Source organism: Streptomyces gardneri, assembly GCF_006539185.1.
Lineage (GTDB): Bacteria > Actinomycetota > Actinomycetes > Streptomycetales > Streptomycetaceae > Streptomyces > Streptomyces gardneri.
The window spans coordinates 12,881-32,877 of record NZ_BJMN01000044.1 but is presented as its reverse complement, the minus strand read 5'-3'; the positions used below and the strand labels follow the sequence as shown (position 1 = coordinate 32,877).

Sequence of the window (19,997 nt, the reverse complement as noted above, 5' to 3'; positions counted from 1 at the left end):
GCTCCGCACGGCCCCGGGCCCCGGGCCCCGGGCCCCGGCGTGCGTCCCCGCTCCCGCAGTTACAGTCCAGATATGAGCAAGCCCCGTTCCCTCGCACTGCCTCCCCGCACCCGTGCCCGCCGCCTGGTGACCGTGCGGGGCGACTTCGCCGTCCTCGACGCGACTCCCGAGGGCGAGCGGCGCGGGACGGTGCTGCTGCTGCCCGGGTACACCGGCAGCAAGGAGGACTTCCTGGCGCTGTTCGGGCCGCTGAGCGAGGCCGGCTACCGGGCGGTGGCGGTGGACGGGCGGGGCCAGCACGAGACCCCGGGCCCGCGCGGCCGGGCCGCCTACCGGCGCAGGGCGCTCGCGCTCGACGTGGTCGCGCAGGCCGCCGCCCTCGGGGACGGGCCCGTCCATCTGCTCGGCCACTCGTTCGGCGGTCTCGTCGCCCGCGCCGCGGCCTCGCTCGCGCCCCGGGCGTTCCGCTCGCTCACCCTGCTCTCCTCGGGGCCGGGCCGGGTCGCACGACCGCAGCGGATCCGGGTCCGGGTGCTGCGGGGCTCGCTGGCGGTGCTGCCGAAGGAGCGGGTCTGGCAGGCCATGTGCTGGCTGGACAGCCGGGGCGAGGAGCCGGGCGCTGTCGACGCGCCGGAGCTGGTGGGCTTCCTGCGGAGGCGCTGGATGCGGACCCGGATCGCCCAGCTCGCGGGCGCCGGCCGGCTGCTGCTGGGCGATCCGGACGGCACGGCGGAGCTGCTCGAACTGCGGATGCCGCTGCACATCGCGTACGGGGCGGACGAGATGGTCTGGCCCCCGGCGGAGCTGGCCGCGGCGGCGGCCCGCGTCGGCGCGCACCACACGGTGGTCGAGGGCGCGGGCCACTCCCCGAACGTGTCGCACCCGCGCGAGTTGACGGACCGGCTCACCGGCTTCTGGGAGCGGGTGGCCGCCCTCGCGGAAGCCGGTGCGACAGCCCCGTAGGTCACTCAGTACTGCGTCTTGAGGTGCTGCCAGAAGCCGTCCCGCAGCGCGCGCCGCAGGGAGGCGTGCCCGCGCAGGGAGCGGCTGAGCAGGCGTTCCGCCTCGACGAGCAGGTCCTGGTCGACGGGGCCCGGGAGGTACGGGGCGCCGGGCAGGAGCTCGGCGAGCCGGTCCCGGCCGCGCTCGGCGAGCCAGGTCGCGGCGATCTGGGCGCCGACGAAGCGGACCTCCTCGCGGGAGGGCGGCGGCTCGCCCTCGTTCTCGTACGTCGTGACGGGGCGGCGGGTGACGTACGGGCGGCAGAAGTCGAGCTCGAAGGTGCGCTGGCTGTCGACCTCCCAGAGGAGCGCCTCGGCCTGGTTGCGGCCCTCGGCCGCCTCGATGCCCCAGAGGTGGACGCGGGCCCCGTAGCCCTGGGCGGCCTCGACGGCCGAGACGAGGTCCTCGTCGCCGCCGACGAGGGCGGCGTCGCTGATGGCGCGGTGGCGGGCGAGGGACTCCAGATCGGTGCGGATCAGGGAGTCGACGCCCTTCTGCTGGTTGTTGGCGTTGAGGTTGCCGAGGCGCACCTTGACGTCGGGCAGCTCGGCGATGGCCTGCTGTTCGGGGGTGTGAATCCGGCGCCGGGCGCCGTCGTACCAGTAGACCCGGAGCAGTCTGCTGTCCGCGAAGATCGTGCGGGCCTTGTCGATGAAGGCCTCGATCAGGCCCTCGGCGTCGAGGTCGAAGGAGCGCCGGTCCTCGGTGCCCGTCACCAGCAACCCGGCCGCAGCATGGACGTAACCTGCGTCGACGAAGATGGCATGCGTGGACGGGGTCTTGGCCACCTCGGCCAGCATCCGCTGGAGGAGCTCGTTGGTGCGCTCCACACGGGCGTCGAGCGCGCTCAGGCGGGCGTCGAGCGCATGGGCGTCGGCGGGGGCGTCGATAGGTACGCCGGTGGGCACGTCGGCGGATGTTTCGGCGGGTGCGGCGGTGGTCTCTGCGTCGTTCATACGGGGCTCATTCTCCGCCGCCGGAGGCCCTGCCGCCACACCCCCCTACCCGCCAGTAGTTAGCCATCCGAAAATTTTCCTTAGCGTAAGGAATGTTTTCCACCTGCACCTCGTTGGACCCCTATGTAACGCAGTTCTCCATCAGGAGGATCAACTCAGACGAAGGGAGAAGCCCATGCGCTTCGAAATCCTGCGCCTCGACGACATCGACGGCACGCCCGTCGACAGCACGGTCGTGGACGCCGCCTCCGTCAATCGGATCGTGCAGCAGGCCGCCGCGATCGGCCAGCGCATCTGGATCCGCCCCGCCGAGACCTCGGCCTCGTAACAGGTCGGGTCCACCCCACGCACCGCGCCCCCGCACGGACTTCGCAGAAGCGGAATCCGTACGGGGGCGCAGTGGTGTCCGGAGCCGTCCGGGAGCCGGAACCTCCGAGGGGGTGTCCTGGCCGGTCAGGCCCCCTGGACGACCTGGGTGACGCCGTTGATGATCTGCTGCACCGCGATGGCGGAGAGCATCATGCCGGCGAGGCGGGTCACCAGGACGACACCGCCGTCCTTGATGACCCGGATGATCACCAGCGAGTAGCGCATGGTCAGCCAGAGCACGACGTGCATGGCGATGATGGCGGCCCAGACGGAGACCTGCGAGGCGACGCTGTCGGCGTGCTGCACCGCGAGGATGACCGAGACGATCGCACCCGGCCCGGCGAGCAGCGGCATGCCGAGCGGCACCAGGGCGACGTTCACGTCCTTGGTCTGCTTCGGCTCGTCGGTCTTGCCGGTGAGCAGGTCGAGCGCGATGAGCAGCAGGAGCAGCCCGCCCGCGATCATCAGCGCGGGGACGGAGACGTGCAGATAGTCGAGGATCTGCTGCCCCAGGATGCCGAAGACGGTGATGACGCCGAAGGCCACGGCGACGGCCTGCCAGGCCATGCGGCGCTGGACCTTGGCCGGCCGGCCGGAGGTGAGGGCGAGGAAGATCGGCGTGATCCCGGGGGGATCCATGATCACGAAGAGGGTCAGGAACAGCGAGCCGAAGACGGCGACGTCGAACACGGTGGGGTGCCTTGCGGGAGAGGTCGAACGGTGGGGTGTGGGTCGCCGCTGCCGGAATGTGGAGTTCCGCCGGCGGGCCGACGCGGGGACGTCCACCGCGGGGCGCGGAGCCGCGCGGGTGACGTGAACGGATACGGGTGGGGGCTGCCCGGGACCCTCTCGGGGCCCGGAGACCGGGTCCGGCAGCGGGACTCCGCACCGCCCTGGCGGGGCCGGCGCGGACGCGGGCGCGGGTCGTGATGACGGACCGATCGGACCGATCGGACCGGACGGTTCGACCGCCGCGGCCCGTCCGCTCCGGACGGCCGGCGAAGGCCGTGGGCCTCGCGGTCCTCGGGCCTGGGGCCTGTCGCCCGGGGCCTTTGCTACCGGCCCTCCGGCATCGGAGCTCGGCCCCTCAGGACCGCCCCCCTAGGGGCTAGGCGGCGGCTCCCCCCGTGCCGGGGACCGCGAAGGCCCCTGTGGCACGGCGGATGATCTCGCCGTAGATCTCGGGATCGGTGGTGCAGTCGCCGAGGCGACAGGTCTTGCGGCTGCCGTGGTAGTCGCTGGAGCCCGTGACCAGCAGCCCGAGCTCCTTCGCGAGCCCGCGCAGCCGCGCGCGCGTCGCCTCGTCGTGGTCCATGTGGTCGACCTCGATGCCGTCGAGCCCGGCGTCGGCCAGCCGGGCTATCGCCGCCTCCGGCACGACCTCGCCGCGCTTGACGGCGAGCGGGTGCGCGAAGACGGTGACCCCGCCTGCGGCCTTGACCAGGCGGATCGCCTCGATCGGGTCCAGCTCGTGCTTCCCGACGTACGCCCGGCCGCCGTCGGCGAGCCAGTCGGGCGTGAAGGCCCCGGACACGTCCGGTACGACCCCGAGCTCGACGAGCGCCTCGGCGACGTGCGGGCGTCCGACGGATCCGTCGCCGGCGATGCGGGCGACCTGCTCCCAGGTGACGGGGACGCCGAGCTCCTGGAGCTTGCCGACCATGGCGCGGGCGCGCGGCACGCGGTCGTCCCGGACGAGCTCGCGCTCGGCGAGGAGCGCGGGCTCCTCCGGGTCGAAGAGGTAGGCGAGCATGTGCAGGCCGATGCCGTCGAGGCGGCAGGACAGCTCGGCGCCGGTGACGAGGGTCAGCCCCTCGGGCAGCGCGCGGATCGCCTCGGCGTGGCCGCGGGTGGTGTCGTGGTCCGTCAGCGCGACGACGTCGAGCCCGGCGGCGGCCGCGTTCCTGACGAGTTCGGCCGGCGAGTCCGTGCCGTCGGAAGCCGTGGAGTGGGTGTGCAGATCGATGCGCACGACGCGGTACTCCGGGGGCTCGACACGGACGAGGGACGCTTCAGCATAACGGGCGAATCGAACAGCCTTGTACGGATCCCGGCGCCCGGTCGCCCGTTACTTGAGCAGCCTCGGGGTGAGCGCGCCGCACGGCACGAGCTCGACCTCGGCGCCCGCGTCCCGCAGGTCCGTCAGGACCAGCTCGTCGTACATCAGAAGGCCGGACTGTTCGGGCCAGACGATCGCCCACAGCCAGAGGCCGCGCGCCTCCCCCGCGAAGACCGCCCGGTCCTGCGGGGTGCCGGTGACGTGCCACAGCGGGGTGGGGCGTCCGGCGGCGAGGACCTTCGCCTGGGGCGGCTTGTCGATGGCCATGCCGGAGCCGGGATCGAGGCCGTCGATGCCGGCGTACCGCGCGCCGAGACCGACGCCGAGCTCCTCGGCGATCAGGAGCAGCTCGCCGATCCCGCCGAGCGGACCGGGGCCCGAGCAGGCGACGGCCGTCGCACGTCCGCCGCTGCGGTCGTCACCGGCGTACGCGACACCGGTGAAGAGCCAGCCGACGGGCAGGGGCCACGGCATCCACACCGGGACGTGGGACCGGTGCACCACGACACCGAGGGCCTCGACGCTGGGTGGGATCACGGGCTGGAGCGGGTGCACCGAGCCGTGCACGTCACACTGCCAGGAGTCGGCGAAGAGACCGGGCGCTCTGACCCTGCCACCGCACTTCGGACAACTGGGTTCGCCCCTCATAGGGCTCAACGGTCCTACCCCTCGGGCCCCGCGTCAAGGACGGCCCGCGGACGATCACCCGTCCGGCCCGGGCCGTTCACCCGAGCTGTTCGGCCCGGCCGTTCAGCCCGGCCGTTCGGCCCGCGCGTTCGGCCCGGGGCGAGCGGCTCCTCAGTCCAGGCTCACGGACCCGCGCAGCGGATCGCGCAGATCCGTCCCCCGGGCCAGCCAGCGCTCCTCCAGCGCCTTCGCCCCGTGCACACGCTTCCAGGCCGCCTCGTTCGGGGTCATCGGGAGCAGCGGCAGGAAGCGGACGGGGTCGAGCGGCTCGTCCAGTTCCAGGTCCTCCACGAGACCGCCGGACTCGGCGACCAGGACCGAGCTGAAGGAAGCGCCCGGCCAGAGGGGCTCACCGACGTCGAGCGAGGCGCCGGGGGCCACGACCACGCCCTCGACCTGCGGGGTGGAGGCGAGCACGGCGAGCGGGCGCAGGACCTTGTCGGTGTCGGCGAGGCCGGCCCGTACGGTCAGGACGAGCTCCGCGCGCGGGCCCTTCACGGGGTCGGCGAGGGCGGCGGTCGGATCGGCCATCGGCGAGGCGGACATCCCGAGGGTCGCGTACCGCACGACGTCGCCGTCGACGAAGCGGAGCACCTCGATCCGATCGGTGCCGAGGAACGTCACCGCGGCCCGCGCGTCCGGTTCACCGAGCGCCGTCCGCAGCCGGGCTTCGACCAGAGCAAGAACTTCTCCCATGCGTTGAGCATAAAGCGCGTATGGAACGGGCAAAGTCAGGGATTGACCCTCTGTCGGCTGATAGTCTTGGCCGCTGGTCGGGAGTCACGAACTCCTGATTACTCGTCACACGTCATCCCTCACGGGGGACCGGCCGGAGGAGGTGGGGCTGCGATGGACCGAAGTCGGTCGGGCAGTACCAGTCGCTCTTCCGCCCCGCACCCTTGCCCGGTGCGCTTCTCCCTCCGGTGATCCCAGGGTCCCGTTCGGACCTGCCTTCTCCGGCATCTCGCACGACGGAAGAGCATTTCGCCTTTGCCTGTCTGTAGCGAACGCCGTCACCGCGATCCCCCGGTGCCGCCCGCTTTGTGGACGACGTAGCTCCACGTCCCCATTCCGGGCTGTGCCACGCATCGCCGACGGCCTCTCCGTGAAGGAGCATGCCCATGTCGATGATCCGTGACCTGCGCGCCGCCGTCCGGCCGAGCCTGCGGCACACCCTGCGCAAGACCCCCACCACGTACACCTCGTACGACCCCACCCGCGACCACTCGGCCTCCAGCGCCGTCGTCGACTGCGCCGTCTACCGCGACGGGCGCCGGGTCGACGACCGCGAATGCCTCACGCCCCGCGGCGCGATGAGCCAGGTCCGCGAGAGCGGCGGCTTCGCCTGGATCGGGCTCCACGAGCCGACCGAGGCCGAATTCGCCGGTATCGCCGCCGAGTTCGGGCTGCACCCGCTCGCCGTCGAGGACGCCGTCCACGCCCACCAGCGGCCCAAGCTGGAGCGGTACGACGACACCCTCTTCACCGTCTTCAAGACGATCCACTACGTCGAGCACGCCGCGCTCACGGCGACCAGCGAGGTCGTCGAGACCGGCGAGGTCATGTGCTTCACCGGCCCCGACTTCGTCATCACCGTCCGGCACGGCGGCCAGGGCTCCCTGCGCAACCTCCGCCACCGCCTCCAGGGCGAGCCCGAGCTCCTCGCCAAAGGGCCCTCGGCCGTCCTGCACGCCATCGCCGACCACGTCGTCGACGGCTACATCGCGGTCGCCGACGCCGTCGAGCTGGACATCGACCAGCTGGAGATCGACGTCTTCTCGCCGAGCACGAAGGGCTCCACACGCGGTACCGACACGGGCCGGATCTACCAGCTCAAGCGTGAGGTACTGGAGTTCAAGCGGGCCGTCACTCCGCTCCTGCGTCCGCTGACGCTGCTGAGCGAGCGTCCGATGCGGCTGGTCGACCCCGACATCCAGAAGTACTTCCGGGACGTCGCCGACCACCTCGCCCGCGTCCAGGAGCAGGTCGTCGGCTTCGACGAGCTCCTCAACTCGATCCTCCAGGCCAACCTGGCGCAGGCGACCGTCGCGCAGAACGAGGACATGCGCAAGATCACCTCGTGGGCGGCGATCGTCGCCGTCCCCACGGCGGTCTGCGGCGTCTACGGCATGAACTTCGACCACATGCCGGAGCTGCACTGGAAGTACGGCTACCCGATGGTGCTCACCGGCATCATCGTGGTCTGTTTCAGCATCCACCGCATGCTCAAGCGCAACGGCTGGCTGTAGCGGACAGGGCCTAAGCTTCGGGCCATGACTGAAGAGCTGCTCGGGTCCGCCCTCGTCGAGGAGGCCACCAAGAAGTCCGGCCTCGTCTGGGTGCGCGGGACCGGTCCCGCCCGCGCGCTCTGGCACGTCTGGCACGACGGCGCCGCGCACGTCGTCGGCGACGGTCCCGGTGAGCAGCCGCTGCCGGGCCTGGCGGACGGCGGGACGGTCGAGGTCACGGTCCGCAGCAAGGACAAGGGCGGGCGGCTCCTCGCCTGGACGGCCTCGGTGCGCGAGCTCTCCCCCGGTACGGAGGAGTGGGACGCCGCGGTCGCCGAGCTGAAGGGCAAGCGGCTGAACGCCCTCGACGGCGAGGCCATGCCGGGGCGCTGGGCGCGCGAGTGCCGCGTGCTGCGGCTCGAACCCCGCTCCTCGACGACGGAGCTGCCGGACGGCTCGCTGGCGGCCGTACCGCTGCCCTCGGAGGCCACGACCCGCCGACCGGTGCCGGCCGCGCTCCCGAAGCTGCTGTTCCGCAAGCGCCGCAAGTAGCGGCGGCGCCAGGCCCTACGAGCGCGGCAGCTGCTTGCCGTAGTCGAGGGTCTCCTCCTTGGACGGCTCCGCGAGCGGGAAGTCCTTGTTCCACTCGGAGAGCACGACGACGCCCGCTCCCCCGCCGCGCGCGAACTGCAGCGGGTACGGGGAGCCCTCCAGGGCCACGTCGAGCGTGCCGCCCTCGCCCTCGGCGCCGCCCTTGACCTTGATCGTGCGGACCCCGCCGATCTGGTCGCGGTCGCCCTTGACCTTCTCCCCGTGCAGGCCGATCAGCCCGCCGAGGAGCACGTCCATGTCGGTGAAGCCGCGGAACTGCTTGTACGTGGGGTCGCCCTGCGGCACCTTCACGTACATGTCGTCGAGCTTGTCGGCGGCCTCGGTGTCCGCCTCGGAGGGCTCGTCGGTCGCCTTGTCGTCGTGCGCCCAGAAGTCCGCGTCCGCCTTCAGGTAGAGCGCGTCGCCGATCCGCAGCAGCTCGAAGGTGCTGTTCTTCGTCGTCACCGAGCCGGCGGCGCCGTCCTGCTTGAGCCGCATGTTGAGCTTGAAGGTGCCGCCCTTGCTGACGAGGGTGCCGGACAGGCGTACCGCCTTCGCCGCGTCCGCCGCGGTCTGCGCCTTCTGCTCGATCTCGGGCGCGGAGAGCTTCCCGACCCCGTTGGTCCCCTCGTCCGGGTCGGCGCCGCAGGCGGTGAGTCCGACCGTCAGTCCGGCGCAGAGGGCCAGGGGCGCGACGGCCCTGCGGATACGCGACGACGGGGTACGAACGGCCATCTGCGCTGCCTCTCGTGTCGTGGGGGGAGGTATGCCGGGCCGTGGCCCGTTACGGGGTGCCGTGTGCGGCCGCGGGCGGGGTCGGCGGAATGGCCGGGTCCGGTGCCGGGGCCGAGGAGGGGGGACGGCAGACCGCAGCGTACCCGGGCCGGGTGACGGGGCCCGCAGGCAGCCGTACGGAGTCCTTGCCGGAGCGGGTCGGAACGGCACGGGCTAGCCTGAACCAGGCAAAGCTCCGCGAGAAGCGGCAAAGCTCTTGCCACGACTCGAATCGTGCGGCACCGAGGAGGCGCGTGGCATGGCGGCAGGCGCCCCCCGGATTTTCGTCTCCCACCTCGCGGGGGTCCCCGTCTTCGACCCCGTCGGCGACCAGGTCGGCCGGGTCAGCGACCTCGTCGCCATGCTCCGCGTCGGCCGCAGACCGCCCCGGCTGCTCGGCATGGTCGTGGAGGTGCTGAGCCGCCGCCGGGTCTTCGTCCCCATGACCCGCATCACGGGCGTCGAGTCCGGCCAGGTCATCACCACGGGCGTGGTCAACATGCGCCGCTTCGAGCAGCGGCCCACCGAGCGGCTCGTCCTCGGCGAGCTCCTCGACCGGCGCGTCCGGCTCGTGGGGCCCGACGGGCGGGAGGGCGAGGAGGTCACCGTCCTCGACGTCGCCATCCAGCAGCTGCCCGCCCGCCGCGACTGGGAGATCGACAAGGTCTTCGTCCGCAAGGGCAAGGGCGGGGTGCTGAGCCGCAAGGGCGAGACGCTGACCGTCGAGTGGTCGGCCGTCACCGGCTTCTCCCTGGAGGAGGAGGGACAGGGCGCGGAGAGCCTCGTCGCCACCTTCGAGAAGCTGCGCCCCGCCGACCTCGCCAACGTCCTGCACCACCTCTCCCCCAAGCGGCGCGCCGAGGTGGCCGCCGCCCTCGACGACGACCGGCTCGCCGACGTCCTCGAAGAGCTGCCGGAGGACGACCAGATCGAGATCCTCGGCAAGCTGAAGGAGGAACGGGCCGCCGACGTCCTGGAGGCGATGGACCCGGACGACGCGGCCGACCTGCTGTCCGAGCTGCCGGAGGAGGACCAGGAGCGGCTCCTGACCCTGATGCAGCCGGACGAAGCCGCAGACGTACGCCGCCTCCTGTCGTACGAGGAGCGCACGGCGGGCGGTCTGATGACGACCGAGCCGATCGTGCTGCGGCCGGACGCCACGGTCGCGGACGCGCTGGCCCGGGTGCGCCAGCAGGACCTGTCGCCGGCGCTCGCCGCGCAGGTGTACGTGTGCCGGCCGCCGGACGAGACGCCGACCGGGAAGTACCTGGGCACGGTGCACTTCCAGCGGCTGCTGCGGGACCCGCCGTTCACGCTGGTCAGTTCGCTCGTGGACAGCGATCTGCCGCCGCTGGGTCCGGACACCCCGCTGCCCGCCGTCACCAGCTATCTCGCCGCGTACAACATGGTCGCCGCGCCCGTCGTGGACGAGAGCGGGTCGCTGCTCGGCGCGGTCACCGTCGACGACGTGCTCGACCATCTGCTGCCGGACGACTGGCGCGAGACCGACTTCCACGAGGAGGGCACCGCGCATGGCGGCTGAGCGGGGGCAGGAGAGGGAGCGGGACCGGGAACGGCCGATGGTGGCCCGGATCCGGCTCGACCTGCCGCGCGAGCGCCGGCCCAGGTTCCTTCCGGAGTACGACCCGGAGGCCTTCGGGCGGATGTCGGAGCGGATCGCCCGCTTCCTGGGGACGGGGCGCTTCCTGGTCTGGATGACGCTGACGGTCGTCGTCTGGATCGGGTGGAACATCTTCGCGCCGTCGTCGCTGAGGTTCGACGAGTACCCGTTCATCTTCCTGACGCTCGCGCTGTCCCTCCAGGCCTCGTACGCGGCCCCGCTGATCCTGCTGGCCCAGAACCGGCAGGACGACCGGGACCGGGTCAACCTCGAACAGGACCGGAAGCAGAACGAGCGGTCGATCGCGGACACCGAGTACCTGACCCGGGAGATCGCGGCGCTCCGCATGGGCCTCGGCGAGGTCGCGACGCGGGACTGGATCCGCTCGGAGCTCCAGGACCTGATCAAGGAGCTGGAGGAGCGCCGGGATCTATTCCCGTCCGGCGAAGGACACGGAAGTGACGTACCCGACCGTTGACAGCCCTTTCATGGGCCGGTGGTCGGCGCCGTACCATCGTCGGTATGGCTATGGAAGACGCGGTGCTCGAAGCACTGGCGACGGTGAACGACCCCGAGATCAACAAACCGATCACTGAGCTCGGCATGGTCAAGTCGGTGGAGATCGAACCGGACGGCAAGGTCGCCGTCACGGTCTACCTGACCGTCTCCGGCTGCCCGATGCGGGACACGATCACGCAGCGCGTGACCGAGGCCGTCTCCCGGGTGGAGGGCGTCACCGGTGTCGACGTGACGCTCGACGTGATGAGCGACGAGCAGCGCAAGGAGCTGGCGGCGGCGCTGCGCGGGACCGGTGCGGAGCGCGAGGTGCCGTTCGCGAAGCCGGGCTCGCTGACCCGGGTGTACGCGGTCGCCTCCGGCAAGGGCGGAGTCGGCAAGTCCTCCGTGACCGTGAACCTGGCCGCGGCGATGGCCGCGGACGGTCTGAAGGTCGGTGTCGTCGACGCCGACATCTACGGCCACAGCGTGCCGCGGATGCTGGGCGCGGACGGCCGTCCGACCCAGGTCGAGAACATGATCATGCCGCCGTCCGCGAACGGCGTGAAGGTCATCTCCATCGGCATGTTCACCCCGGGCAACGCCCCGGTGGTGTGGCGCGGCCCGATGCTGCACCGCGCGCTCCAGCAGTTCCTCGCGGACGTGTACTGGGGCGACCTGGACGTCCTCCTGCTCGACCTGCCCCCGGGCACGGGCGACATCGCGATCTCGGTCGCACAGCTCGTCCCGAACGCCGAGATCCTGGTCGTGACGACCCCGCAGCAGGCCGCCGCCGAGGTCGCCGAGCGGGCCGGTTCGATCGCGGTGCAGACGCACCAGAAGATCGTCGGCGTCGTCGAGAACATGGCGGGCCTGCCCTGCCCGCACTGCGACGAGATGGTCGACGTCTTCGGCACGGGCGGCGGCCAGCGGGTCGCGGACGGCCTGACGCAGACCACGGGCGCGACCGTCCCCGTCCTCGGCTCGATCCCGATCGACGTGCGGCTCCGCGAGGGCGGCGACGAGGGCAGGCCCGTCGTCCTGTCCGACCCGGACTCCCCGGCGGGCGCGGCCCTGCGCGCCATCGCCGGCAAGCTGGGCGGCCGCCAGCGCGGCCTGTCGGGCATGAGCCTGGGCATCACCCCGCGCAACAAGTTCTGACGTACGGCATGACGAAGGGGCGCCCCCGGGTGGGGGCGCCCCTTCGTCATGCCGTCAGGAGTACGCTTCCAGGTCCTTGATCTGCGAGAAGCCGAGGCCGTACGCGCTCATCCCCCGCCCGTACGCCCCGAGGTGCACCCCCGCGGCCGAGCCGGCGAGCACCCAGCCGAACTCCGACTCACGGTAGTGGAACGGCATCGGGACCCCGTCCACGGGCAGCGACAGCGTCGACCAGGCGGGACCGTCGAGGTCGTCCGCGAGCTCGAAGGCCGTCTCCGTCTGCTGGTCCAGCCAGTTGTCGCGCAGCCCGTGGTCGAGCGAGGCGGGCCAGGTGTGCACCAGAAGGCCCGAACCGGCCAGCCAGGCGGCGGAGGAGACCGTGGTGGCGTCGAGGACGCCCGTCCCGTCCCCGGTCCGCCTGACGGGGCTCGCGGCCACGGTCACGACGACCGCGAACCGCTCCTTCTCCGCGGCGGTCGCGTCCGACTTTATGGACGGCGTGTCACCGTGCCCGGTCGACCCGTGCTGCACGCTGCCGTCCGCCGCCGTGCCGACCTGCATCAGCCAGCGCGGCCCGGTGAACGCCTCGTCGAGGCCGTACCAGGCGAAGGGTGCCCGCAGATATCCCTCGGGGGTACGCCGTGCCGTCGGCACGCCCTCCACCCGACTCGTGGTCTCCAACTCGGCCGCCTCCTCGTAACGTCAACAGAGGGAGGATAGCCACCGGGACGCGTCGGGTCGGTGACAGCCCGTCGTCAGGTCGCGTCGGAGTCGTACGGCGGACGCTCTCCGGTGTCCGGCTTGTCCTGCTTCTTGAGGAGGTCCGGGGTGCCGGCGGCGGCGCTGCCGTTGACCGCGGCGGGCGCGGTCTCGCGGTTGTGGACCGCGTCGGCGACGTCGTTCATCTCCTTCTTGAGGTCGAACGAGCCGCGCAGCTCCTTGAGCTCCTTGAGGTCCTCGTTCCCCTCCATCTGCTTGCGGAGGAACGTCTTCGGGTTGAGGTCCTCGAACTCGAAGTCCTTGAACTCCGGTCCCAGCTCGCTGCGGATGTCCTCCTTCGCGCTGTCCGAGAAGTCACGTACCTTCCGGATGAAACGCGAGACGTCCTGGATGACCTTCGGGAGCTTGTCAGGCCCGAAGACGAGCACGGCGAGGACCACGAGGGCCACCAGCTCGAGTGCGCCTATGTCGCTGAACACCTAGTAGCTCCTTCACGCCGGTCCAGGGCCCGGTCCACGGTACCCGCCGAAGCTGTCGGACGGGTACCTCCCGGTGTCCGCCACATGGCACTCAGGTGCCCTGCGACGAACCGAGTGTCAACGTCTTGGTCAGTTCTTTGCCGTCGCGGGTGAGCGTGAGCCGCAGTTTGTCACCGGGGCGGTGGGCGCGGATCTTCACGATCAACTCCTCGCCGTTGTGCACCCGCTGGCCGTCGACCTTGGTGATGACGTCGCCGGGCCGGAGGCCCGCCGCGGCGGCCGGGCCGCCCGGGGTGACGGAGGCGGCACCGTCCTTGCCCTTCTCGCCGACCCGGGCGCCGTCGCCGTTGAACTGCATGTCGAGGCTCACACCGATGACGGGGTGGGTGGCCTTGCCGGTGTTGATGAGCTCCTCGGCCACCCGCTTGCCCTGGTTGATCGGTATGGCGAAGCCGAGGCCGATGGAGCCGGGCTGGCCGGCGCTGCCGCCGTCGCCGTCACCGGAGCCGCCGGCGGCGCGGATCGCGCTGTTGATCCCGATGACCCGGCCCTTGGAGTCGAGCAGCGGACCGCCGGAGTTGCCGGGGTTGATGGGGGCGTCGGTCTGGAGGGCGTCGACGTAGCTGATGTCGGTGCCGTCGCCCTTCTCGCCGCCGGCGGTGATCGGGCGCTCCTTGGCGCTGATGATCCCGGAGGTCACGGTGTTGGAGAGGTCGAAGGGGGCGCCGATGGCGACGACGGGGTCGCCGACGCGGACGTTGTCGGAGTTGCCGAGGGGCAGCGCCTTGAGGCCGGAGACGCCGGTGACCTGGACGACGGCGAGGTCGTAGCCGGTGTCCTTGCCGACGATCTTGGCGCGGGCGGTCTCACCGCTGGAGAAGGTCACGGTGATGTCCCCGGAGGACTCGGCCGCGTCGACCACGTGGTTGTTGGTGAGGATGTGGCCCTTGGTGTCCAGGACGAAGCCGGTGCCGGTGCCGGAGGAGCCGCCGCCGCTGACGTGCAGCGTGACGACGCCGGGCAGCGCGGCGGCGGCGATCCCGGCCACGCTCTCGGGGGCGCGGTCGGTGTCCCCGCCGTCGGCCTGGGGCAGCTCGACCGTGGTGAGCCCGCCGTTCCGCTCGACGTAGGCGCCGATGCCGCCGCCGATGACTCCGGTGACGAGGGCGAAGACCAGGGCTCCGGCGAGCGCGAGGCCCTTCCGGGACTTCTTCACGGGCGCCGGCGCGACGCCGATGCCGCCGACGGCCCCGCCCCAGGGGTCGTACTGCATCCACGGGGCGGTCCCGCCCTGCTGCGGCGGTACGGGGGGCACGGCGGCCTGCTGCGGGGGTACCGGGGGCACGTGGCCCTGCGGCTGGGCCTGGGGCGGTACGGGGGCCTGGGGAGGCACGGAGGCCGCCGGGTGCTGCACGGGCGGCGCGGGCGCCCACGGGCCGGGCTCGCCGTAGGGCGGCGTCCGGTACTCGTCGGGCGCGTGCAGGGGCTGCGGGGCGGGCTGCGCGACCGCCTCCGGGGCGACCTGGGGCGCGTCGGCCACGGGCGCATCGGTCACAGGAGTCACAGGCGCGTCGGCCGGCTCGCCCTTCGTCAGCAGGACGGCGGGCGCGGGAGCAGGCACGGTCTCCTGCTCCGGCGCAGCCGGGCGAGGCGCGTCGGCGATCTCCGCGGTGCCGGTCTCGACCACGGCCTCGACCACGGTCTCGGCTTCGGCGCTCGCGGCGGCGGCCTCGACCTGTGGCTGGGGCGCGGGCAGGGGGAAGTCACCGTCGCCGTCGTCACCGCCGTCGGTCGGAGGCGGCGAGGGTATCCGCGCCGCCTCCGGTGTCTCCGGTGCCGTCGAAGGCCGGCTCCACCAGTTCGGCTTCCCGTCGTTCATGCTCTCCCCGCAACCGCTGACCCGTCCGCGCCCCTGGCTCGGGCGCCCCTGTCCCTGGATTCAACCAGGTCGCGGGTCAGCGGTGGGAGCCGAGCGGTGCGTTCGTCGGGCTCGCCGCCGGGCTGGGACCGGGGGCGAAGGCCAGATCGAGGGCCGGACCCGTCGGTCGTATGAACGGCGAGAGGGCCAGGAACGACTGCATCGCCTGGTTCTGGAGGCGAACCGCCACCAGCGGAGCCCTGCCGGAGCGCACCGCGTCCGGTGGCACCGCGCCCGAGGGAACGGTGCCCGCGGGAGCCCGGCCGGCGGGGGCGCCGGTACGGGCCGCGAGCGGGGTGAGCGGCTCCTCGGCGACGGACTGGGCGCCCGAACGCTCGCCGGAGCGCGTACCTCGTGTGGCGGCGGTGGTGCCCGAGGCGCCGCCCGTGGCCGTGGCGCGCATCGGGGTGACCGCGCTGCCCGTGCCCTGGCCGCCGCGTCCGCTCGCGCTGACCGAGGTCTCGACCGGCAGGGTGCCGCCGAGGGCGATCGCCGCGAAAGAGACCGCGCTGGCCGCCGCGAAGGCGAAGCGCCGGCCGCGCCCGGACGCGCCGGAGCCGCGGTCGCCGACCTCGTGGATCCGGAAGCCGGTGCCGGGGTGCGGGGCGTTCGGGGTGACGACCGCCGCGGTGGCGAAGCCGTCGGACTTCAGCGCCGCCGCGCCGAGCAGTTCTTCGAGGGGCCCTCGCGGTGCTCCGGGCCCGCCGGAGCCACCCGAAGGCTCACCTGGTCCCCCGGGGAGCCCCTGGAGCCTGGCGAGGAAGCCCTCCGAGGGGGGCGGGGGCGCCGCGGAGGCGAAGACGCTCTTGACGGTGCGCTGCGCGTCGGCCTCGGCCTTGCAGCGTGCGCAGGTCGCGAGGTGCGCGAGCACCCGCTCGCGGGCGTCGTGGCCGAGCTCGCCGTCGACGAGCGCGGCGAGCCGGTCCCCGAGGTGGTGCTCCGCGGGGGTCGGCGACGAGGGACGTGTGCCGCTCACGCTGTCCCTGCCTCCCATCCGACGGAGGCGAGCGCACGCTCCGCCCGGGCTTCGGGCGAGCGGTGCTTGAGCGCCTTGCGCAGGTGGGAGCGCCCGCGGTGGATCCGGCTGCGGACGGTGCCGAGCTTCACGCCGAGGGTCGCGGCGATCTCCTCGTACGACAGTCCTTCGATGTCGCAGAGGACGACCGCGGCGCGGAACTCGGGCGCGAGGGTGTCCAGGGCCTGCTGCACGTCGGCGTCGAAGTGGGTGTCGTTGAACACCTGCTGCGGCGACGGCTCACGGCTGGGCAGCCGCTCGGCGGCGTCGTCGGCGAGCGCGTCGAAACGGATGCGCTGCTTGCGACGGACCATGTCGAGGAAGAGATTGGTGGTGATGCGGTGGAGCCAGCCCTCGAAGGTGCCCGGCGTGTACGTCGACAGCGAGCGGAAGACGCGGACGAAGACCTCCTGGGTGAGGTCCTCGGCGTCGTGCTGGTTGCCGGTGAGGCGGTAGGCGAGGCGGTAGACCCGGCCACTGTGCGTGCTGACGATCTCCTCCCAGGTGGGCGGAGTCCACGCCTGCGATTCCGCATCCGATGCGAAGGTCGCGGTGGTGGGAGCGGAGTCGGTGGAGCGGATTCGGTCAGCGGTGTCGGTCACGGATTTCGGCTCACCCGCCGACCTGAGAAGACGCCGAAGCACTCCTCCCCGATCCACAGGCGCAGCCGCACCTCCCCTGTCGGCTCTGGTGGTGTCCAGTGGAGCCCCTACCATAGCCACCTCGCCCGTTAGCTCCGGATAAGAATCTTTACGCGAATTTGGAACCGGCTCGCCCGGCTGCCGCCGGTCGCGTCCCACCCCCAGTGAACGTGCGGTCCCATCTGCGGGTTCCCGCTGACAGCGGATACAGTCACCGTTGCGTCAACTACGGGGACAGGAGAGGGCCATTACCGCCAACCGGCAGACGGGCTGGTCGTTCGCCGACGCCTTCGTCGCCGAGGACGAAGCTCTGCGCTGGGCCCGGGACCGGGCCCGGGAGGCAGGGCTGCCCTCGGTGTCGCCCGGCACCGGTGGCGCGCTGCGCCTGCTCGCGGCGACGGCGGACGCCAAGGCGGTGGCGGAGATCGGGACCGGCACGGGCGTGTCGGGCATCTACCTGCTGCTGGGGATGCGGCCGGACGGGGTCCTGACGACGGTGGACCTCCAGCCGGAGCGCCAGCAGTTCGCGAAGACGGCGTTCCGCGCGGCGGGCTTCGCCGGCAACCGGGCCCGGTTCATCCCCGGCCGCGCCCTCGACGTCCTGCCGCGTCTCGCGGACGGCGGATACGACCTCGTCTTCTGCGACGGCGACCGCCTGGAGTACCTCGACTACCTCGCTGAATCGTTGCGCCTGCTGCGACCTGGGGGTCTCGTCTGCTTCGAGGGCGTCTTCGCGGACGGCCGGACGGTCGACTCGGCAGCCCAGCCGGCCGAGGTCCTGCGGGTCCGCGAGCTGCTGCGCACGGTGCGGGAGAGCCAGGAGCTGCTGCCCTCGCTGCTGCCGGTGGGCGACGGCCTGCTCTGCGCCGTACGCCGCGGCTGACGCGGCCCGCCGCCCCGAGCCCCCGGAAGTTCCCCCGGAGTCACTCTTCCTCACCCCGGACACACCGCTGCCCCGGCACGGTGGAACCGTCCCGGGGCAGTGGCGAGAAATCGTCGAGGGTCAGGTCAGCCGACAACCTTCTTCAGGGCGTCGCCCAGCGCCTCGGCCTCACCCGGCGTCAGCTCGACGACAAGCCGACCGCCGCCTTCGAGCGGAACGCGCATGACGATGCCCCGCCCCTCCTTGGTCACCTCGAGCGGGCCGTCACCCGTCCGCGGCTTCATGGCCGCCATGCTTGTTCCCCTTCCTGAAACCAGCTCATCGTCAGCCGGGCAGCTCTTTGATGTGGAGCACGCTTCACCGGCTTCGAACACATTGCTTCCAGGTCATTATCCCGCATCGCAGGACCCGATGACCAACATCGATCTGCATCGCTTGCGCAACGCGCTCTCTCAAAACCCCACATTTCGGCGATCCGGCTGCGATACTGCGCCGCCTCGGATCCCACCGACGGCCGGATTTCTTTGACGCAGCTCACATGTGCGGTGCGGGTGATCTCCGCCATGCTGGGCACGTCAACCACGCAAAGAGGCGAAGGGAACCCCATGGCCGACACGGTGCTGTACGAGGTGAGCGACGGGCTCGCCACCATCACGCTCAACCGGCCCGAGGCCATGAACGCGATGAACGTGGCGGCGAAGGTCGCGCTCCGGGACGCCGCGGAAACAGCCGCGGCGGACACCGCTGTACGGGCCGTCCTGCTCACCGCGGCCGGCGACCGGGCGTTCTGCGTCGGGCAGGACCTCAAGGAGCACGTGGGTCTGCTCATGGCGGACCAGGAGTCCGGCACGCGCGAGACCATGAACACGGTCCGCGACCACTACAACCCGATCGTCAGGGCCCTCACCGGCATGCGGAAGCCGGTCGTGGCGGGCGTGAACAGCGTCGCGGCGGGTGCGGGCTTCGGCTTCGCGCTCGCGGCGGACTACCGGGTCGTCGCGGACACGGCCGCCTTCAACACGTCCTTCGCGGGCGTCGCGCTCACCTCGGACTCGGGCATGTCCTGGACGCTGCCCCGGCTGATCGGCGCGAGCCGGGCCTCGGACCTGCTGCTCTTCCCGCGCTCGATCACCGCCCAGGAGGCGTACGAGCTCGGCATCGCGAACCGCCTGGTCCCGGCCGCCGACCTCGCCGCCGAGGCCGCGAAGGTGGCCCGCGCCCTCGCGGAGGGCCCGACGGTGGCCTACGCGGCGCTCAAGGAGTCCCTGGCCTACGGCGCCGACCACTCGCTCGCCGAGTCCCTGGAGAAGGAGGACGAGCTCCAGTCCCTCGCGGGCGCCTCGGAGGACCACACGATCGCGGTCCGCGCCTTCATCGCCAAGGAGAAGCCGAAGTACCTGGGCCGCTAGGGCTCGTGCGTGGCCCGGGGCTACTTCCCGCCCCGGGCCACGCATCCCTCCACGTGGTCGTCGACGAGGCCGCAGGCCTGCATCAGGGCGTAGGCCGTCGTGGGGCCGACGAACCGGATGCCGCGCTTCTTGAGGGCCTTGGCGAGGGCCGTGGACTCGTCCGTGACCGCCGGGACCTCGGAGACCGAGCGCGGGGCCGGGCGGCCGGCCGGATCGGGGGCGTACGACCAGATCAGGGAGTCGAGCTCGCCCGGGGACCAGGTGGCGAGCAGCTTGGCGTTGGCCAGGGTCGCGTCGACCTTGGCGCGGTTGCGGATGATGCCCTCGTCGGCGAGGAGCCGCTCCCGGTCGGTCTCGCCGAAGCCGGCGACGGAGGCGATGCGGAAGCCGTCGAAGGCGCGCCGGAAGCCCTCGCGGCGGCGCAGGATCGTGATCCAGGACAGGCCGGACTGGAAGGCCTCCAGGCAGAGCCGCTCGAAGAGTTCGTCGTCGCCGTGGACCGGGCGGCCCCACTCCTCGTCGTGGTACGCCACGTAGTCCTCGGTCGACAGGCCCCAGGGGCAGCGCGGTCGCCCGTCGGGGCCGGGGACGGCCCCGCCCTCGGTCATGAGTGCTCGTCCTCTGCGTCACCGCTGCCGGCGGCGCCCGCGAGCGCGCCCTCCAGCTCGGCGATCCGCGCGTCCCGCTCGGCGAGCTCGGCGCCGAGGCGGACCAGGACGTCGTCCACGTCCGCCATCCGGTAGCCGCGGACCGCGACGGGGAGGCGGAGCGCCTCGACGTCGGCGCGGTCGACCGGGCGGGCCGCCGGGAGGGGGTCGACGAGCTGCTCGGGCGCCACCTCCGGCAGCACCTCGCTGTCGCCTCCGCCGACCACCGCCAGAGTCACCGCGGCCACGACCACGACCATCGTGATGAGCAGAAACCAGAACACCTGCGCGCCTCTTCCCGGAGTGGAATTCGTCCCGTGCCGATCGTGCCATGCGCCACTG

23 protein-coding genes are annotated in these 19,997 nt (G+C 72.2%); 9 read left to right on the top strand and 14 right to left on the bottom strand.

Going from position 1 to position 19,997, the window contains the following annotated elements; all coding sequences use genetic code 11:
- The first annotated feature begins 72 nt into the window (after nucleotides 1-72).
- Complete coding sequence (locus tag SGA01_RS30345; RefSeq protein WP_141300413.1) at nucleotides 73-963, top strand: alpha/beta fold hydrolase; 891 nt, start codon at nucleotides 73-75, stop codon at nucleotides 961-963.
- Between the two features lie 5 nt (nucleotides 964-968).
- Here the strand turns inward: SGA01_RS30345 and SGA01_RS30340 are convergent, their stop codons facing one another.
- A complete protein-coding gene (locus SGA01_RS30340; protein ID WP_223835462.1) occupies nucleotides 969-1,802 on the bottom strand; it encodes an NYN domain-containing protein in 834 nt (277 codons plus the stop codon).
- Between the two features lie 331 nt (nucleotides 1,803-2,133).
- Here SGA01_RS30340 and SGA01_RS30335 point away from each other — a divergent pair, with 331 nt between their 5' ends.
- The gene (locus tag SGA01_RS30335) at nucleotides 2,134-2,286 is read left to right on the top strand and encodes a DUF8834 family protein (protein ID WP_099054331.1); all 153 of its coding nucleotides are present in this window, start codon (nucleotides 2,134-2,136) and stop codon (nucleotides 2,284-2,286) included.
- A gap of 125 nt (nucleotides 2,287-2,411) precedes the next feature.
- Here the strand turns inward: SGA01_RS30335 and SGA01_RS30330 are convergent, their stop codons facing one another.
- From SGA01_RS30330 to SGA01_RS30315, 4 genes are all read right to left on the bottom strand, one after another.
- Nucleotides 2,412-3,017 carry a MarC family protein gene (locus tag SGA01_RS30330; protein WP_055641464.1) on the bottom strand — a complete coding sequence of 202 codons (606 nt, stop codon included), beginning with the start codon at nucleotides 3,015-3,017 and terminating at the stop codon, nucleotides 2,412-2,414.
- 418 nt (nucleotides 3,018-3,435) lie between these two features.
- A complete protein-coding gene (locus tag SGA01_RS30325; protein ID WP_141300411.1) occupies nucleotides 3,436-4,299 on the bottom strand; it encodes a PHP domain-containing protein in 864 nt (287 codons plus the stop codon).
- 96 nt (nucleotides 4,300-4,395) lie between these two features.
- Nucleotides 4,396-5,034, bottom strand: coding sequence for a DUF6758 family protein (locus SGA01_RS30320; protein ID WP_055641466.1), 639 nt, complete (start codon nucleotides 5,032-5,034; stop codon nucleotides 4,396-4,398).
- 150 nt (nucleotides 5,035-5,184) lie between these two features.
- Nucleotides 5,185-5,769, bottom strand: coding sequence for a suppressor of fused domain protein (locus SGA01_RS30315; protein ID WP_141300409.1), 585 nt, complete (start codon nucleotides 5,767-5,769; stop codon nucleotides 5,185-5,187).
- A 425-nt stretch (nucleotides 5,770-6,194) separates the two neighbouring features.
- Between SGA01_RS30315 and SGA01_RS30305 the strand changes: the two genes are divergently transcribed.
- Nucleotides 6,195-7,322, top strand: coding sequence for a magnesium and cobalt transport protein CorA (locus tag SGA01_RS30305; protein ID WP_141300407.1), 1,128 nt, complete (start codon nucleotides 6,195-6,197; stop codon nucleotides 7,320-7,322).
- 24 nt (nucleotides 7,323-7,346) lie between these two features.
- On the top strand, nucleotides 7,347-7,853 hold the full coding sequence (locus tag SGA01_RS30300) for a hypothetical protein (protein ID WP_055641469.1): 507 nt from the start codon (nucleotides 7,347-7,349) through the stop codon (nucleotides 7,851-7,853).
- A 15-nt stretch (nucleotides 7,854-7,868) separates the two neighbouring features.
- Here SGA01_RS30300 and SGA01_RS30295 read toward each other — a convergent pair whose 3' ends face one another.
- Complete coding sequence (locus SGA01_RS30295; protein WP_141300405.1) at nucleotides 7,869-8,627, bottom strand: hypothetical protein; 759 nt, start codon at nucleotides 8,625-8,627, stop codon at nucleotides 7,869-7,871.
- 298 nt (nucleotides 8,628-8,925) lie between these two features.
- Between SGA01_RS30295 and SGA01_RS30285 the strand changes: the two genes are divergently transcribed.
- From SGA01_RS30285 to SGA01_RS30275, 3 genes are read left to right on the top strand one after another with little or no spacing between them, the layout of a single operon-like run.
- Nucleotides 8,926-10,209: a magnesium transporter MgtE N-terminal domain-containing protein gene (locus SGA01_RS30285; protein ID WP_141300401.1), complete on the top strand. Its 1,284-nt coding sequence runs from the start codon at nucleotides 8,926-8,928 to the stop codon at nucleotides 10,207-10,209.
- Nucleotides 10,199-10,765 carry a DUF1003 domain-containing protein gene (locus tag SGA01_RS30280; protein ID WP_141300399.1) on the top strand — a complete coding sequence of 189 codons (567 nt, stop codon included), beginning with the start codon at nucleotides 10,199-10,201 and terminating at the stop codon, nucleotides 10,763-10,765. Before SGA01_RS30285 ends, SGA01_RS30280 begins: the two co-directional genes overlap by 11 nt.
- Before the next feature lie 44 nt (nucleotides 10,766-10,809).
- Nucleotides 10,810-11,943: an Mrp/NBP35 family ATP-binding protein gene (locus SGA01_RS30275; protein ID WP_055641473.1), complete on the top strand. Its 1,134-nt coding sequence runs from the start codon at nucleotides 10,810-10,812 to the stop codon at nucleotides 11,941-11,943.
- A gap of 54 nt (nucleotides 11,944-11,997) precedes the next feature.
- Here the strand turns inward: SGA01_RS30275 and SGA01_RS30270 are convergent, their stop codons facing one another.
- The 5 genes from SGA01_RS30270 to sigE all read right to left on the bottom strand — a co-directional run bounded on the left by SGA01_RS30270 (nucleotide 11,998) and on the right by sigE (nucleotide 16,791).
- A complete protein-coding gene (locus SGA01_RS30270; RefSeq protein WP_141300397.1) occupies nucleotides 11,998-12,624 on the bottom strand; it encodes a hypothetical protein in 627 nt (208 codons plus the stop codon).
- 74 nt (nucleotides 12,625-12,698) lie between these two features.
- Nucleotides 12,699-13,142 carry a sec-independent translocase gene (locus SGA01_RS30265; RefSeq protein WP_141300395.1) on the bottom strand — a complete coding sequence of 148 codons (444 nt, stop codon included), beginning with the start codon at nucleotides 13,140-13,142 and terminating at the stop codon, nucleotides 12,699-12,701.
- 91 nt (nucleotides 13,143-13,233) lie between these two features.
- Entirely contained in the window at nucleotides 13,234-15,021 is a 1,788-nt protein-coding gene (locus SGA01_RS30260; RefSeq protein ID WP_141300393.1) for a trypsin-like peptidase domain-containing protein, read from the bottom strand.
- A gap of 76 nt (nucleotides 15,022-15,097) precedes the next feature.
- Nucleotides 15,098-16,036: an anti-sigma factor family protein gene (locus tag SGA01_RS30255; RefSeq protein ID WP_174867547.1), complete on the bottom strand. Its 939-nt coding sequence runs from the start codon at nucleotides 16,034-16,036 to the stop codon at nucleotides 15,098-15,100.
- Entirely contained in the window at nucleotides 16,033-16,791 is a 759-nt protein-coding gene (gene sigE, locus SGA01_RS30250) for an RNA polymerase sigma factor SigE (RefSeq protein WP_079037420.1), read from the bottom strand. Before sigE ends, SGA01_RS30255 begins: the two co-directional genes overlap by 4 nt.
- Before the next feature lie 142 nt (nucleotides 16,792-16,933).
- Between sigE and SGA01_RS30245 the strand changes: the two genes are divergently transcribed.
- Complete coding sequence (locus tag SGA01_RS30245) at nucleotides 16,934-17,599, top strand: O-methyltransferase (RefSeq protein WP_055641478.1); 666 nt, start codon at nucleotides 16,934-16,936, stop codon at nucleotides 17,597-17,599.
- 125 nt (nucleotides 17,600-17,724) lie between these two features.
- On the opposite strand, the gene SGA01_RS30240 is transcribed toward SGA01_RS30245, so the two are convergent.
- On the bottom strand, nucleotides 17,725-17,892 hold the full coding sequence (locus SGA01_RS30240; protein WP_017239934.1) for a DUF3117 domain-containing protein: 168 nt from the start codon (nucleotides 17,890-17,892) through the stop codon (nucleotides 17,725-17,727).
- A 312-nt stretch (nucleotides 17,893-18,204) separates the two neighbouring features.
- On the opposite strand from SGA01_RS30240, the gene chcB reads away from it, so the two are divergent.
- On the top strand, nucleotides 18,205-19,008 hold the full coding sequence (gene chcB, locus SGA01_RS30235; protein WP_141300389.1) for a 2-cyclohexenylcarbonyl CoA isomerase: 804 nt from the start codon (nucleotides 18,205-18,207) through the stop codon (nucleotides 19,006-19,008).
- Between the two features lie 20 nt (nucleotides 19,009-19,028).
- Here chcB and SGA01_RS30230 read toward each other — a convergent pair whose 3' ends face one another.
- Together SGA01_RS30230 and SGA01_RS30225 are read right to left on the bottom strand one after the other, a co-directional pair.
- Nucleotides 19,029-19,616, bottom strand: a complete 588-nt coding sequence (locus SGA01_RS30230) for a DNA-3-methyladenine glycosylase I (RefSeq protein WP_141300387.1) — start codon at nucleotides 19,614-19,616, stop codon at nucleotides 19,029-19,031.
- Nucleotides 19,613-19,939, bottom strand: coding sequence for a hypothetical protein (locus tag SGA01_RS30225; protein WP_141300385.1), 327 nt, complete (start codon nucleotides 19,937-19,939; stop codon nucleotides 19,613-19,615). The genes SGA01_RS30230 and SGA01_RS30225 overlap by 4 nt, the downstream gene beginning before the upstream one ends.
- Between the last annotated feature and the right edge of the window lie 58 nt (nucleotides 19,940-19,997).

What these genes read in the sequence shown, in the direction of transcription:
- SGA01_RS30300 (WP_055641469.1), top strand. Translation starts at nt 7,347, where the DNA reads ATGACTGAAGAGCTGCTCGGGTCCGCCCTCGTCGAGGAGGCCACCAAG.
- SGA01_RS30320 (WP_055641466.1), bottom strand. Translation starts at nt 5,034, where the DNA reads ATGAGGGGCGAACCCAGTTGTCCGAAGTGCGGTGGCAGGGTCAGAGCG.
- SGA01_RS30285 (WP_141300401.1), top strand. Translation starts at nt 8,926, where the DNA reads ATGGCGGCAGGCGCCCCCCGGATTTTCGTCTCCCACCTCGCGGGGGTC.
- chcB (WP_141300389.1), top strand. Translation starts at nt 18,205, where the DNA reads ATGGCCGACACGGTGCTGTACGAGGTGAGCGACGGGCTCGCCACCATC.
- SGA01_RS30240 (WP_017239934.1), bottom strand. Translation starts at nt 17,892, where the DNA reads ATGGCGGCCATGAAGCCGCGGACGGGTGACGGCCCGCTCGAGGTGACC.
- SGA01_RS30315 (WP_141300409.1), bottom strand. Translation starts at nt 5,769, where the DNA reads ATGGGAGAAGTTCTTGCTCTGGTCGAAGCCCGGCTGCGGACGGCGCTC.
- SGA01_RS30335 (WP_099054331.1), top strand. Translation starts at nt 2,134, where the DNA reads ATGCGCTTCGAAATCCTGCGCCTCGACGACATCGACGGCACGCCCGTC.
- SGA01_RS30295 (WP_141300405.1), bottom strand. Translation starts at nt 8,627, where the DNA reads ATGGCCGTTCGTACCCCGTCGTCGCGTATCCGCAGGGCCGTCGCGCCC.
- SGA01_RS30280 (WP_141300399.1), top strand. Translation starts at nt 10,199, where the DNA reads ATGGCGGCTGAGCGGGGGCAGGAGAGGGAGCGGGACCGGGAACGGCCG.
- sigE (WP_079037420.1), bottom strand. Translation starts at nt 16,791, where the DNA reads ATGGTAGGGGCTCCACTGGACACCACCAGAGCCGACAGGGGAGGTGCG.
- SGA01_RS30230 (WP_141300387.1), bottom strand. Translation starts at nt 19,616, where the DNA reads ATGACCGAGGGCGGGGCCGTCCCCGGCCCCGACGGGCGACCGCGCTGC.
- SGA01_RS30260 (WP_141300393.1), bottom strand. Translation starts at nt 15,021, where the DNA reads ATGAACGACGGGAAGCCGAACTGGTGGAGCCGGCCTTCGACGGCACCG.
- SGA01_RS30275 (WP_055641473.1), top strand. Translation starts at nt 10,810, where the DNA reads ATGGCTATGGAAGACGCGGTGCTCGAAGCACTGGCGACGGTGAACGAC.
- SGA01_RS30305 (WP_141300407.1), top strand. Translation starts at nt 6,195, where the DNA reads ATGTCGATGATCCGTGACCTGCGCGCCGCCGTCCGGCCGAGCCTGCGG.
- SGA01_RS30340 (WP_223835462.1), bottom strand. Translation starts at nt 1,802, where the DNA reads ATGCTGGCCGAGGTGGCCAAGACCCCGTCCACGCATGCCATCTTCGTC.
- SGA01_RS30345 (WP_141300413.1), top strand. Translation starts at nt 73, where the DNA reads ATGAGCAAGCCCCGTTCCCTCGCACTGCCTCCCCGCACCCGTGCCCGC.